Below are 13,450 nucleotides of genomic sequence, written 5' to 3' on the forward strand. Positions count from 1 at the left end.
TGCTATGATTCATCCAGGACAAAAATTACAACAGAATGAATCACATGAATAAACTCGACGCCTTTATCCAGCACGCGGTCAGCTCCGTACCCGTCAGCGGGACCTCTCTCATCTCCTCGTTATACGGTGACGCGCTTTCCCATCGCGGCGGTGAGATTTGGCTCGGTAGCCTGGCCGCCCTGCTGGAAGGCATGGGGTTTGGCGAGCGCTTCGTGCGCACCGCGCTGTTTCGCCTCAACAAAGAGGGCTGGCTGGACGTTTCCCGCATCGGGCGGCGCAGCTTTTACCGCCTGAGCGACAAGGGGCTTCGCCTGACGCGTCGCGCGGAGAATAAGATTTACCGCGCGGAACTGCCCGCCTGGGACGGCAAATGGCTGTTGCTGCTCTCCGAAGGTCTCGATAAAGCCACCCTTGCCGACGTCAAAAAACAGCTGATCTGGCAGGGGTTTGGCACGCTGGCGCCGAGCCTGATGGCCTCGCCGTCGCAGCATCTGGCGGACGTGCAGTCCCTGCTTCACGATGCCGGCGTGGCGGAAAACGTGATCTTCTTTGAAGCCCACTCGCCGCTGGCGCTCTCCCGCGCCGCGCTGCGTTCGCGGGTGGAAGAGTGCTGGCAGTTAACCGAGCAAAACGCGATGTACGAGTCGTTTATCAACTCGTTCCGGCCGCTGCTGCCGCTGCTGAAAGAGGCCGCGCCCGAGGAGCTGACGCCGGAACGCTGTTTCCAGATCCAGCTGCTGCTGATTCACTTTTATCGTCGCGTGGTGCTGAAAGACCCGCTGCTGCCGGAAGAGTTGCTGCCCGCGCACTGGGCGGGACAAAGCGCCCGACAGCTCTGCATTAATATCTATCAGCGTGTCGCGCCGGGGGCGCTGGCGTTTGTCAGCGAGAAGGGCGAAACCTCCGTGGGCGAACTGCCCGTGCCCGGCACGCTTTACTATCAACGCTTTGGTGGTCTTACAAGCGCATAAGGAGCGAAGATGCCAGTTTATCAAATTGACGGTCTGACGCCGGTCGTGCCGGACGAGAGCTATGTTCACCCGACGGCGGTGCTGATCGGGGACGTGATTCTGGGCAAAGGCGTTTACGTCGGTCCTAACGCCAGCCTGCGCGGTGATTTTGGCCGTATCGTGGTAAAAGACGGTGCCAACATTCAGGATAACTGCGTGATGCACGGCTTCCCGGAGCAGGACACGGTGGTGGAAGAGGACGGGCATATCGGCCACAGCGCCATTCTCCACGGCTGCGTGATCCGCCGCAATGCGCTGGTGGGCATGAACGCGGTGGTGATGGACGGCGCGGTCATCGGTGAAAACAGCATCGTCGGCGCGGCGGCGTTCGTGAAGGCGAAAGCGGAGATGCCCGCCAACCATTTGATTATCGGCAGCCCGGCCAAAGCGATTCGCGAACTCAGCGAGCAGGAGCTGGCGTGGAAGCAGCAGGGCACGCGGGAGTATCAGGTGCTGGTGGAGCGCTGCAAGCTCACTATGCACCAGGTGGAGCCGCTGCGCGAGGCTGAGCCTGACCGGAAACGGCTGGCGTTTGATGAGAATTTAAGGCCGAAGTCGGCGGTGTAGGACGGGAAGTTCGCGCCACGGCACTAACGGGAAGATGTTACCCGCCTCATCATGCTATTAATCCTCAATAAAGACTCATCACGACAGAGGACGCAGAGTTATGCTGAGGGGTAAAAGAGCTGTTATCACGGGTGGCGGCGGGGGATTTGGTCAGGCGCTGTGCGTCTGGCTTGCCCGAGAGGGCGTTGAAGTGGATTTTAGCGCCCGTCGGGCGGTGGATATTCAAAAAACCTGCAGCCTCATCGCGGCTGAAGGTGGTGAGGCGAAAGGGTATCTCTGTGATTTAGCCCTGCCGGAATCCATTTCTCAGTTTTCTTCGCAGATCTTACATTCAGACAGGCCAATCGATATTTTAATTCTGAATGCTGCTCAGTGGTTGTCAGGGACAATAGACGAACATTCGAGCACAGAAATCTTCAATACCGTCAGTTCAGGCCTGACAGGTTCAATCCTGCTAACCCAGGCAATGCTTCCGGGTTTAAGACGCTCAGACAGTGCAGACATCATTGCGGTTATCTCTGCGTGCGGTATTCCGAACTTTACAGATTCGATTGCCCATCCCGCTTTTTTGCCAGCAAACACGGGCTCAGCGGTTTTACAACGAAACTGTCAGAACACTTATCTAAAGAAAACATTCGGGTAACCGGATTATATCCGCCTGATTTTGAACTGACCGGTTTAGATGCGCATGTCGATAATCAATCAAGAATGGGGGAGCGTCTGGTGAATGGATGGTCAATCTGGGAAACGATTCGTTTTGTACTGACTCAGCCTCGAAGTTGCCATATTAGTACTATCTACTTTCAGGGGCCGACTCGCGAAGATCTTGCGCATCAGGCCTGAATCTGACGGCGGGCGTTCACTACTATTGCTGATAAACGCGTTTTGGGATCCCATTAATCGCAAAGCGGCTGCCAGGGCTCTGGCTGTCTTTTTTCGCCATATCCATTAATAGCGCGATGCCAATGTAATTACTCCAGTTAAAGGTATTTTGCAGCACCACCACCGCATTGCCTTTTTCTTTGTCATAGCCGATAAAGCTGGAGTAGCCGCCGATATAGCCGACCTGATAGGTGATTTTTTCCAGGCCGATAAAGTCGGTGGTCCAGGCAATACCCTGTACTCCGTCGGGGCGTTGAATATCGGTATTTCTCACTTCGGCAAAGACGCTGTCCAGCAAGGGATTATGCGTCGTCGATACGTGATAGCGGGCATAGGTCGCCAGATCTTCGGCGTTGCTGTACAAGCTCGCTGCCGCCACCATGTTGTTGGAAAAATGCCAGTCCGGGGTGAGCTGCCCGCGCGGGATAAATTTCGGCTGATCGCCCGCGTGGCCGAGCGCACGCTCCGGGTATCCTTTTAGCTGCTGGGGAATAAAGCTGCTGTTAGCCATTTGCAGCGGACGGAAAATATAGCGCGAGGCTAAACTCTGGATATCTTCGCCGGTTTTGTGCTTCAGGATATAGCCGATCAGGGCGTAGCCGGTATTGGAGTATTGCGGCACTTTATTCTTTGGCGCCCGCCAGTCGGCGAGGTAGCGCAGCACGTTATCGCTGTCCAGCTCGCTATAGAAATTATCGCCGGTGCTTAAGTAGCTGATGAATTTTCCAAGCATCGGAACATCCATATTCTGACGCGGCAGGCCGGAGGTATGGGTTACCAGTTCAAGCAGGGTAATTTTTTGTGCATCCGCGCTAAGCGGCGTGCCCGGCGGTAGCAGTGTTGCCAGGTTATCGTTCCAGTTCAGTTGCCCTTCATTCACCAGGCACGCCACCACTTCCGCCGTGATCCCTTTGCTGAGCGAGCCGAGCGCAAACAGGGTGTCAGGCCTGACCGGATAGCGATTGACCGCATCGGTTACGCCCCAGGTGTAAAACTGCGGCGAGCCGTGATTATGGATCACCGCGACCGTCATCCCGGGAACGGATTTTTGCACCATATAGTGACGCACCACGCTGTCAACGTCGCCATCCAGCGAATCATGGGTGAGAAGTTCCTGAGTACCTTCCGGGGAGGACATCTGTGAGAGCGTGCCACAACCGCTGAGGAGTGGGAGAGTAAGCAGAAGCCAGCGAATTTTTATTGTTATGTTCTGCATACCTGATAGCGAGTGTGGTGGTCATTAGCGCGCCAGGAATGTATCACAAATAGCCTGCCTGAATGTAAACTTTCTAGACGGCGGCGGCCCTGTTGATGGTCACCGCGACTTTCGGCCTGCTTTGAGGATTTCAGTATGACTCGCTTTTATCAACTTACCGCCACCAGCCTGGATGGCCGTGTTATCTCAATGGCCGACTATGCGGGAAAGGTGGTTTTGGTCGTCAATACCGCCAGCCAGTGTGGCTTCACGCCGCAATATGCTGGTCTGGAAGCGCTATACAAGAAATACTCCGATCGAGGATTAGTGGTGCTGGGCTTCCCCTGCAACCAGTTCGGCAAACAGGAACCCGGCGGCGCCGACGAAATCTCGAAAACATGTTACATCAACTACGGCGTAAGCTTCCCGATGTTTGAGAAGGTTGAGGTCAACGGCAATGCGGCGCACCCGCTGTTTCGTTACCTGAAAAACGAATTGCCCGGCGTGCTGGGAGGTCGTATTAAGTGGAACTTTACTAAGTTTCTGATCGGCCGCGACGGTAAACCACTCAAGCGTTTTGCACCGATGACTACGCCAGAGAAAATGGATCCTGCAATTCTTGCGGCACTGGAAATGTAAGGTATCTGATAGCCGAACCTTTCTCTTAGAGCATGACGAAACACTCACATCGGAGAGAAGATAACGCCCGCTCTGTGTTCCTGACGGACTAAACGCTATTTTTAACGCGTTGTGCCGGGAGCGGACGTTATTATTTATAAAAGCTGACGGCCCGCTGATGAAGAGAAACGTAGAGTGGTTGCTCCACGCTAGCATAACGAGCTTATAAATTATAATTCTATTTTTTCGACAAGAAAAATGTTTCCTGGATTCGTTGGTTATTATCCTTCAATATTTTTTCTGATGCTTCCAGTACGGACTTTAACACTGGGGTTTCTTTACCAAATTTTATGGACTGGGTATCTATTGTGAGATTGTACACCGGAATGTTTTCAGCGCGATATACATTGTAAATCTTCAGTGTAAGTGTTGCAGGGACTTTTAAAGAAAGTTTGTCGCTAGTTGTTTTTTTATCATCGGATTTATCTTTGTTATAGTCATCAATAATTGACTGAATTTCTCTCTTAATGCCGTCTTGATAAGAACCGACAGATAAATCGGTAAGTTTGAAGATTGTTGAGTTATCGCTTTCTGTTTTTAATTCAACATTGAGAAATGTATTTTCACTATAAACTTTTCCTAATGATACATGACCGTTGTCATTGCTTAAAATGTTCTGTTTCTTAAATTCTATATTTCCCGATAACATTGCAGAGGATAACAACACTGACGCGCCAATTATTACGCTTGATATGATAATTTTCATTTTTATTCCTTGATAAGTTAAATTCATTTTTCGGGGTTTGACGTTGTTAGTTTGCCAGACTCATCAATAACTAACGCCATGCCTGTAACTGATTATTTTTTGATCTTTTCGATCTTGAAATTTCGCTAAGAAAGCCCCATCCATCTTTTGTCACTTAGTGTTTGAGAGAGCATGTCACTCCTTTGTTTGTTAGCATTTGGAACCATATTACAATCTATTATTTTGAGTTAAAACTGTTATTTTTTGTAATGCGTCAGTTAAAGGAAATGAAGATGCCAGTGGGGTGGTAAATATGCAATTACTGTACTTGAAGAATCTGTCACCAACACCTGGATTGGATGGCAGGTATCCTGGGAGTGTCCCAGGCAAGGAATTAGCTTAACGTAACGAAAAAGGCCCCGTCAGGGGCCTGGTCTGCTTTAACAATGGACTGTTGTTCGCCTGGATTAGAAGCGGTATTGCAGGCCCGCTGTAATGGTATAGTTATGGTTAGAAATACCTGCCGCATCCCCGCCAATAGAGCCGGAGTCACCAGTATTGGTATCAATAATCTGCGTACCGCCTTTACCTTCTTCGTAACTGCTATAGGTAAATTCTGCAAAAACTTTGGCGTGCGGAGTGACGTAATACCCGGCATCAACAGAGGCACCATAATAGCGGGAATCTGTTGTCTTCTCGCGGAAAGTCAGATCGCGCATGTAATGTTCGTCGTTATCATGTGCACGCACCCAGTCACTGAATTTGAAGAGGGCATTAAATTCAAAGTCATTGAAACGGTACTGTCCTGCAAGGCCAATGTAGGGCATAGAAAAACGCTGGCTATAACCAATGCCGCGTTCGCCTGTCGGGAAGTTCCCTTGATAGGCACCGTTATCATAATTGTAAGTTCCACCAGTCGCCGTCCAACTGAAGCGTGTTTCCTGATAGCCTGCGGTTACGCCCGCTTTATAGTTATCGCCCTGGAGGATCCACCCTTTTACGTTGAGGTCATATTCATTGGCGTAGTTAACGTTCGTGGCCGGATGGCTTGAATGGTCTGTCCAGGAGGATTGTTTTTCATTCATCCAGTCATAGTCATCCATATGACCTGAACCTGATGCCAGGGACGTCCAGCCGCGGGCGTTCAATGTTAAAAATGAGTAAGCATCCCAGGTGATATCGCCTTTCAGAATGGCGACATTTTTTATTTTCCAGTCCAGTTGGCTAATTTTTCTTCCTGTAGCTTCGTCATAAACCATTTCGTGAGATTTTCCGCTCAGCATCCCGGCAGAGGCTGAAACCGCTAAACTATCCGGTGAAAAATCTGGTGTAACGATTGTTGGTCCTGCATATACTGCCCCTGAAAACGCGGCCATCATCATTCCCGCAACGATATTTCTTGTCATTTTTATTTCCCTAAAGCAAATTAATCAATGAGTTGCGGTAAAATCTTAAAAGTCATAACAACAATAATCAACTGCTAGTTTTGGTAATTTTTTTATTATTTGACGTAAGGAACAATATTTAACTTTGGGCAGCCTGAAAGAGGTGATTTCTAATATTTAAATGATTTCTGGCTTAATGCGAAATAACAGTCAGCTGCGGATAAGACGACCAACTTCGCTATGGTATGCACGTCTGCAACCGGCGTCACAAACACATTCCCATTTACCCCCGCAGCCACGGCGTAATCGTCAGCCCGGTAAGCAAGCCTTCCGGGCTGAGCAGGCGAGTGACGGTTTGCCCCCACGGTTCCGTGCGGTTAGCCACCAGCAGCCGATAGCCTTTTTCACTCAGAACGCGGGTAGCCCAGTCCAGATCCTGAACCTCGTACTCGACCCATCCCTGCGGTATCGGGTGCTCAACTGGCCACTGTTCCTCTCCAAAACAGGACGCAGCCGCCTGTGCGAGCGGCCAGACGGCAAAATGCTTCACGCCTTCCAGCTGACCCTCTTCAGTGAGCAGATAATCGCTGTTCCCCTCCATCGGCTTCAGCGGAAGGCCGAGTGTCTGGACATAAAACGCGGTGCTGGACTCCGTATCCCGCGAAATGGGCCCGAACCCGACGACGAACAAGACATCAATTTCCGGTAACGTCTGCGGCATATCCACTCCTGAATGAGGTGAAATTCACACTGAATTTATCTTACGATCGGCGGAAATACGACTCTCAATTCTGGTGTTGCATTCACCCTGCCTGCACGTCCACGACGGGTTTAAAATTCAGCGCGATGACGATCAGCAGCACGATTCCCGCACTCATGATCAGCCATGCGCTGGTCAGCGAGAACGAACTGTCGCGAACGATCCCCGCTATTAGCGGCATAAGCGCGGCAATCATGTATCCACCTCCCTGAACTTTAGACAGTAACTTCCCGGCCTGGGCGGGCGTTCGCGCATGATCGAACGTGACGATGAGCGACAGCGGGAAGAGGGCGCCGATCCCGGTGCCAAGCAGCAGCGTGGATAACACCGGTGTTGTACCCGGCGCAAATACCAGACACAGTAATCCCGCCAGCAACAACAGCAATACGGCGATCAGCGGCACGCGGCGGTCGGGGAATTTACCGATCAGCGCGGAGACGGCAAACCCGGCGACAACCTCGGTTAACGTTAGCCAGGCCAGCATGTAGCCGCTGCTGCGTGCGGACCATCCCGCCTGAATGTAAAGCGGGGGCAGCCAGGCCAATACCAGCGTGTAGGCGCCCGTACCCACGCCGAAAAAGAGCAACAGTAGTGCTGTACGGGAGGACGAGAGCGTGACGGTTTCGTGGGCTGTTTTTTCCTCCTGAGGATGCTTAACCAGGGTTAACCAAAGTATCAGCGCAAGCTGCGCTAACAGCCCGGCCATTGCCAGCGCGGGCTTCAGCGTGAGCCATGAAAACAACGGCTCTGCGCTGGCGGCGGCGACTGCCGCTCCGGCCATAATGCCCGTGCTGAAGAGCGACATCACCGTGCTGGCCGTTTGCGTATATTCCTTTTTTATCAGGGCAGGCATTAACGCCTGGATCGTGCCTATGCTGGCCCCGCCCAGTAACGCGGTGCCCATAAGACTCTCCGGCGAGGCGCTAAAACCGCGCAGCAAACAGGCCGCAAGCAGTATAAAGAGCCCGAGCATAATTCCCCGAACGGCGCCGAGTCGTGCTAAAAGCCAGGGACCTGACAAGGCGGCCAGCCCCATCATCGCGACCGGTAGGGTGGTCAACAGACTGAATTGCGTAGCGGTCAGCCCCGCTTCGCGCTGCAGCACGGAAAACAGCGGTCCGACAGAAGCCAGAATGGGGCGCAGGTTCAGCCCGACGATAAAAGCGATAACGGCGAAGAGTAAAGGCGACGTGCGTTTCAACGTGGAATCCTTTTCGGTTGTGAATGGCCCGCGCAAATCGGCACGAGCATTTATCTTAACGTTAAGATAAAATATGTTTTTGCGTAAGATGTACCGCACAACAGGATAAATTCGCACGCCATCAGGGGTGAAAATGCAAGACCATGTAGACTTTGTTGTCGGCCAGTGGAGCCGCGCCATGCCGGAGCTGGACGCCTCGTCGATGAAAATTTTTGGCCGAATGCTCCGGCTAATGAAGCATCTGGGAAAAGAACGGGCGCAGGCCATGGCGCAGTTTGGTTTTCGCGAGGGCGAGTTTGACGTGCTCGCCACGCTCCGCCGCGCCGGTGAGCCGTACTGCCTTTCCCCCACGCAGCTGTATAAATCGCTGTTGGTAACCTCGGGGGCGATGACGAACCGGCTCAGCCATCTAGAACAGCAAGGGCTTATCAGGCGAATTGCCGATCCGGATGATAAGCGCAGCACCCTCGTAAGCCTGACGCCGCACGGGCAGGAGCGCATCGAACAGGCGCTGATCGTCCATACGCAAACGCAAAATGCGCTGCTGAGCAGCTTATCTGACGCACAGCGCGCGCAGCTTGAGTCCCTCCTCAGGGAGCTGCTGATGACGTTCCCGTCTGAGGACCTGAGCGACAAGTCACCGAGTGCCGAAAATACAAACACTGCATAGCTAAACCTCACAGAAAGGGAACGTATGTCTTTACCGCCACTGTATGCGCTGCGCGCTTTTGAAGTTGCCGCGCGGCTGAACTCCTTCAGCAAAGCGGCTGAAGCACTGAATATCACGCCGGGCGCGGTCAGCAGGCATGTCCGGACGCTTGAACAGTGGTTCGACTGTGAGCTCTTTAAACGCCAGGGGCCGCGCGTGGAGGTCAGTGATGCCGGACGTATTCTGGCCGGGCAGCTCAGCGAAAGTTTCTCCAGTATTGAGTGGGCCTGTCGCGCATTCAGAAGTGAAAACCACCTTCTGCGCCTCAAAGCCCCCAGCACCCTGACGATGCGGTGGCTTCTGAATGTGCTTAAATCCTTTCGCGAGAACCACGCGAAGCCAAAAATTGAAATTGCCAGCGTCTGGATGGACTTCGACACCGTTGACTTCAGCCGTGAGCCCTACGATTGTGCGATCCTGCTCGGTAATGGCTATTTCGGCGAGTCAACGGAAAGCAGGCTGCTCTTCAGTGAATGGCTCATTCCGGTTTGTACCCCGTCGTTGCTTGAATCTGCCCGGCATCAGCTTGCGCAGTGCGAGCTTATTCATCCCTCCCAGGACAGACGGGACTGGAAACGCTGGCTGAAAAGAACGGGGTCATTCCCCGGACTCGACGTGAGTCGAGGGATAGTATTCGACACCCTGGAGCAGGGAAGCCTGGCCGCCATGCACGGTCACGGCGTGGCGATGGCCGATCTCCGCCTCACGCTCGACGCGCTGAAAAGCGGTCTGCTCGCGCTGCCCTTCAGGGAAGCTATCGCAACCGGCGATGGCTATTACCTCGTCTGGCCGAAAAACTCGCTCAGAAGACAGAGTATTGAACGGTTGCTGGCGTGGCTTAACCTTAATGCGCCGGTGCTGCCTTCGTTGGATATCGTCTGTCTTGATTATAGCGAAAAGCGGGTTTAATAAATGGCGGAATATTTATTGAGGGATATTCCGCAGATTGAGCGTATTTATGCGTAGGGAATATTCGCCATCTGTTTATATCGCTCCGGCAATGCGCTGTTCAGGTTGAGCAATTTATCCAGAATATAAAGCGCAGGCGTCCCCCTTGCGCGCTCTGCGTCGATCAGCGCCGTGCGTAACAGATTGGCAGCCGACGTCATGTCACGGAAATACTCCTCAGATTCACGCGTCTTAGTTTCGCCTGACGCGGCGTAACGCACCTTTGGCCAGTCCGCAAAGTCTAGCAGCGGAAGGATCCCATCTTCTTTTGGCAAGTGCGCTGAGAGCAGCTCTTCGGCGTTACCCGGATTGCTTTGGGCGAAAGCCAAAAGATGCAGTCTATGTATGAAAGGCGATAGCGCTTCTGAGCTTTCCTTTTCTGCTGAAAGTAACGTTATCAACTCATGCACATTTGCCTGGATGCTAAATTTATGAGGCGAGATAATATTCATTACAGGGAATAAAACATCGAGTGTCATAGGTGCTCCATACAGGCTTAGTATTATTTATTTTTCTATCCCAGGGGTGAATGGATGGTATTTCAGGTGCGTCACTTTATAAAAACGATAAATAGTGGGAATCAATGTGAGTTTTACTCAATGTTGCGCTTTGAAGTGCGATCATGCACCTCCTCACGTTGCAGCGTTTTGTTTCACAAACGCCATCGCTCATCGACCGTCCAGAATGGTATAACGTCGTGCGGCAATCGGGTTGCCGCCCGCTGACTCCATTCACAAAGGTGTATATGAAACAAATTACGTTCAGTGACCTGCAGCAACAAAGCGAGCAGGCTGCCAATTCTCCTCGCTTACGCGCGCACCGCAATTTACATCCCGAGCTGAGCGACCCGGTACAACGCCTGGCTATCGCGATGGAGCCTGGTACCTATGTTCGCCCTCATCGCCACCCGCACACGTTTGAACTGCTGACGGCTCTGAGCGGTCGCTTTCTGGTGTTGAATTTTGATGACAGCGGTAACGTGACCCAGCGCGTGGTGTTAGGTGAAGACTGCAAAGTGCTGGAGATGGATGCCGGTACCTGGCATGCCGTGCTGTCGCTGGATAAAGGCGGCGTCATTTTTGAGGTGAAACACGGCGGCTATCAGCCTGTTCCGGAGCACGATACCGCCCCATGGTCACCGGCTGAGAACGCGCCCGGTACCGCGGAGCTGATGAAATGGTACGCCCAGGCGCAGGTGGGTGACGGAGGTTTTACCCTGTAATGTTCTCTACTTTTCCCGACGCGCGGAAAGGCGCGTCGGGATAGAGAGAGACGATCCCGCCAACTCAACTGACCGTATTAAAATGCCAGCCGCTGGCAGTCGACAGCATCACGAACGGGCCGGCCAGCGTGCTGTTGTGATGCGCAATGATGTCAGTGGCGGATAAATGTGCGTTATCCATTGTGGTATGTGCATCTGAAATCAATACCGTCCTGAAGCCCACCTCCGGCGCGGCCCGGCAGGTGGTGTCGACACAAAATTCTGTTTTCATCCCGGCAATGACCAGCTGTTTGATGCCTCTCTGATTAAGTTCACGCAGCAATTCGGTACCCCGAAAACAGCTGGGATGGCGCTTGGTGAAAACAACATCCTGCTCCTTCACGTCCAGCTCGGGTATCAGCTGCGTTAACGGCCCCTTCTCTGAGAAGGGGGAGTCGTCTGGTCCAACATGGCGGGCAAAAAAGACGGGTACCTGAGCGTGGCGCGCGTTGGCTATTAACAAACGGATATTTGCCAGAACGGCATCGGCGGAACAGGGTGAGACCGGGCCCCGGAAGAGGCCCTGCTGCATGTCGATAATTAAGAGAGCATTGTCAGAAATCATTTTCTTTCTCCATTCAGAGGGTGGTGAACGGAGAGGTATTTCCCCGTCCAGGCTGGCGGGGATTGAGGTTCTGTTTGTCAGTAGTTCGCTACAGATACGCCCACGCCGCCGAAGGTGCCGGTGGTGGTGAGGGTGGTTGTTGGCTGAACTGACTGATACATGGAATGACCTTTGTTTATTCATTACGCTATATGCGGAATTATCACGTTAGTTATAGCGTTGCTTAACTCATTGCTTCAAGACACCAACTTGAGTAGGGGTACGATCAAGCGGCAGGAAGCTGTCAGCAAAGGCTCGTAACCTGCTGTGCACGCCTTTGCTGACTGAATAGCCGGGATTATTTAAGGCCCTCTAGTCCCTTCAGGAACTCCTCCACCTGCTCAGGCGTCGCCGCGTCTGCCTGGTAAAGAATATCGAGCTTAACGTTCTTCAGCCCGCAGAAGCCAAACACGCCTTCGATTATCTGCGTCTGAATCGCCGTCGAATAGCCGTGTTTGTCGAATCCGGTGAGATCGCTGCCGCCGGTGGCAATCAGGCGGACGGGAACATCGCGTAAGCTGCCCACAATCCGGCCATCGTCGGCCACCTTATACGCCCAGTTCAGGGTTAATACGCGATCGAACCAGCCTTTCAACAGCGCGGGGACCGACCACCAGTACACGGGGAAAACAAACACCAGCATATCCGCTCGCTCGACGCGCTGCTGCTCGCGCAGAATATCTTCAGGAAGGGCGCTCGGATCGCCGTGATACAAATCGAGATCGGCGCGGGTCATCGCCGGATTAAACCCTTCAGCATGCAGATCGGCAATCTCAACCTGCGTACCTTGCTCGCGTAATTTTCCGGCAATACGGGCTGCCAGCGAATGGGATAACGAATTGTCGACAGGATGAGCCGTCACGATCAGTGCGTTATTAATGGCATTTGTAGCAGACATAGCGACCTCGGATGGGTGAGAATTGATGCCTATGTTACTATTGGTAACTTAGGTGTCAATCCGCCCCCAGCGATCATTTTGTGCTATTCACGTAGGTCTCCAGCACGCCGGTCATGGCGCCGCTGAGCGTATCTTCCGCCACGTTCCGGGCGAGCACGCCGTTGCCAGCGGCAGTGCTGAGCGCCTCCGCGGCGCCAATAATGGCCGTCAGTACCGCTTCTCCCTGAACGCCTTTCAGAGTAACAAAAGGGGAAAGCGCGGTACGCAGGCAGTCGGCACATTCGGCCACGCATGCTTCACGAAACGTCTGCAACGCGTGGGATCCGGACAGCGCGGCAGCAATCGGCCCGGTCTCAGGCCCGGCGCTAATGGCGCAGTCGATATAGGCAGCGCTGAAAAAGCGGATCGTCTTCTCCAGCGTTTTGCTGTCGACCGCCAGCGTCTCGCGGAATTTCGCCAGCTGCCGGTCGCTATAATCCTGGTACAGCGCCATCAGCAGTCCTTCACGATCGCCAAAGTGATCGTAGGGGATAGGCTTGGTCACGTTGGCGCGTTCGGCCAGGTAGCCAAGGGTCAGCGCTTCCGTGCCTTGCTGACGAACGATTCCGCGCGCAACCTCCAGCAGCTGCACGCGGCGGTCCTCTTTTCTTAAGCGCTTAACAACCAT

At 53.1% G+C, this 13,450-nt stretch carries 15 protein-coding genes and 1 pseudogene; 7 read left to right on the top strand and 9 right to left on the bottom strand.

Translation table 11 applies throughout. The features are described from left to right. Positions 1-35: 35 nt before the first annotated feature. The 3 genes and pseudogenes from paaX to ACOTZC_RS04010 all read left to right on the top strand — a co-directional run bounded on the left by paaX (position 36) and on the right by ACOTZC_RS04010 (position 2,420). Positions 36-971: a phenylacetic acid degradation operon negative regulatory protein PaaX gene (paaX, locus tag ACOTZC_RS04000; protein WP_045354833.1), complete on the top strand. Its 936-nt coding sequence runs from the start codon at positions 36-38 to the stop codon at positions 969-971. A gap of 9 nt (positions 972-980) precedes the next feature. Continuing rightward, complete coding sequence (paaY, locus tag ACOTZC_RS04005) at positions 981-1,577, top strand: phenylacetic acid degradation protein PaaY (RefSeq protein ID WP_023335575.1); 597 nt, start codon at positions 981-983, stop codon at positions 1,575-1,577. A gap of 100 nt (positions 1,578-1,677) precedes the next feature. Next, positions 1,678-2,420, top strand: a pseudogene (locus tag ACOTZC_RS04010) (SDR family oxidoreductase). 22 nt (positions 2,421-2,442) lie between these two features. Here ACOTZC_RS04010 and ACOTZC_RS04015 read toward each other — a convergent pair. Continuing rightward, the gene (locus tag ACOTZC_RS04015; RefSeq protein WP_047174265.1) at positions 2,443-3,675 is read right to left on the bottom strand and encodes a serine hydrolase domain-containing protein; all 1,233 of its coding nucleotides are present in this window, start codon (positions 3,673-3,675) and stop codon (positions 2,443-2,445) included. 135 nt (positions 3,676-3,810) lie between these two features. Here ACOTZC_RS04015 and ACOTZC_RS04020 point away from each other — a divergent pair, with 135 nt between their 5' ends. Continuing rightward, positions 3,811-4,293, top strand: coding sequence for a glutathione peroxidase (locus ACOTZC_RS04020; RefSeq protein WP_047174266.1), 483 nt, complete (start codon positions 3,811-3,813; stop codon positions 4,291-4,293). A 217-nt stretch (positions 4,294-4,510) separates the two neighbouring features. On the opposite strand, the gene ACOTZC_RS04025 is transcribed toward ACOTZC_RS04020, so the two are convergent. From ACOTZC_RS04025 to ACOTZC_RS04040, 4 genes are all read right to left on the bottom strand, one after another. Next, positions 4,511-5,038, bottom strand: a complete 528-nt coding sequence (locus tag ACOTZC_RS04025) for a hypothetical protein (RefSeq protein WP_047174267.1) — start codon at positions 5,036-5,038, stop codon at positions 4,511-4,513. 446 nt (positions 5,039-5,484) lie between these two features. After that, positions 5,485-6,423 (bottom strand): omptin family outer membrane protease, encoded by a 939-nt coding sequence (locus tag ACOTZC_RS04030; protein WP_047174268.1) that lies wholly within the window; start codon positions 6,421-6,423, stop codon positions 5,485-5,487. A 262-nt stretch (positions 6,424-6,685) separates the two neighbouring features. Next, on the bottom strand, positions 6,686-7,123 hold the full coding sequence (locus ACOTZC_RS04035; protein ID WP_248169128.1) for a VOC family protein: 438 nt from the start codon (positions 7,121-7,123) through the stop codon (positions 6,686-6,688). Between the two features lie 82 nt (positions 7,124-7,205). Continuing rightward, entirely contained in the window at positions 7,206-8,363 is a 1,158-nt protein-coding gene (locus ACOTZC_RS04040) for an MFS transporter (protein ID WP_421635600.1), read from the bottom strand. 133 nt (positions 8,364-8,496) lie between these two features. Here ACOTZC_RS04040 and ACOTZC_RS04045 point away from each other — a divergent pair, with 133 nt between their 5' ends. Continuing rightward, positions 8,497-9,033, top strand: coding sequence for a MarR family winged helix-turn-helix transcriptional regulator (locus tag ACOTZC_RS04045; protein WP_045399039.1), 537 nt, complete (start codon positions 8,497-8,499; stop codon positions 9,031-9,033). A 24-nt stretch (positions 9,034-9,057) separates the two neighbouring features. Beyond that, on the top strand, positions 9,058-9,981 hold the full coding sequence (locus ACOTZC_RS04050) for a LysR substrate-binding domain-containing protein (protein ID WP_248169130.1): 924 nt from the start codon (positions 9,058-9,060) through the stop codon (positions 9,979-9,981). 47 nt (positions 9,982-10,028) lie between these two features. Here the strand turns inward: ACOTZC_RS04050 and ACOTZC_RS04055 are convergent, their stop codons facing one another. Beyond that, entirely contained in the window at positions 10,029-10,499 is a 471-nt protein-coding gene (locus tag ACOTZC_RS04055; RefSeq protein WP_248162254.1) for a hypothetical protein, read from the bottom strand. Between the two features lie 266 nt (positions 10,500-10,765). Between ACOTZC_RS04055 and ACOTZC_RS04060 the strand changes: the two genes are divergently transcribed. Then, on the top strand, positions 10,766-11,242 hold the full coding sequence (locus tag ACOTZC_RS04060) for a WbuC family cupin fold metalloprotein (protein WP_023330341.1): 477 nt from the start codon (positions 10,766-10,768) through the stop codon (positions 11,240-11,242). A gap of 64 nt (positions 11,243-11,306) precedes the next feature. Here the strand turns inward: ACOTZC_RS04060 and ACOTZC_RS04065 are convergent, their stop codons facing one another. The 3 genes from ACOTZC_RS04065 to ACOTZC_RS04075 form a co-directional block, all read right to left on the bottom strand. Beyond that, complete coding sequence (locus tag ACOTZC_RS04065; RefSeq protein ID WP_126303238.1) at positions 11,307-11,846, bottom strand: cysteine hydrolase family protein; 540 nt, start codon at positions 11,844-11,846, stop codon at positions 11,307-11,309. A 337-nt stretch (positions 11,847-12,183) separates the two neighbouring features. After that, positions 12,184-12,783, bottom strand: a complete 600-nt coding sequence (locus ACOTZC_RS04070; protein ID WP_045354851.1) for an NAD(P)H-dependent oxidoreductase — start codon at positions 12,781-12,783, stop codon at positions 12,184-12,186. Positions 12,784-12,856: 73 nt separating this feature from the next. Beyond that, positions 12,857-13,450 carry a TetR/AcrR family transcriptional regulator gene (locus ACOTZC_RS04075; RefSeq protein WP_248162262.1) on the bottom strand — a complete coding sequence of 198 codons (594 nt, stop codon included), beginning with the start codon at positions 13,448-13,450 and terminating at the stop codon, positions 12,857-12,859.

It is taken from the genome of Enterobacter cloacae complex sp. SHL009 (assembly GCF_049237205.1).
GTDB classification, from domain to species: Bacteria; Pseudomonadota; Gammaproteobacteria; order Enterobacterales; family Enterobacteriaceae; genus Enterobacter; species Enterobacter cloacae_M.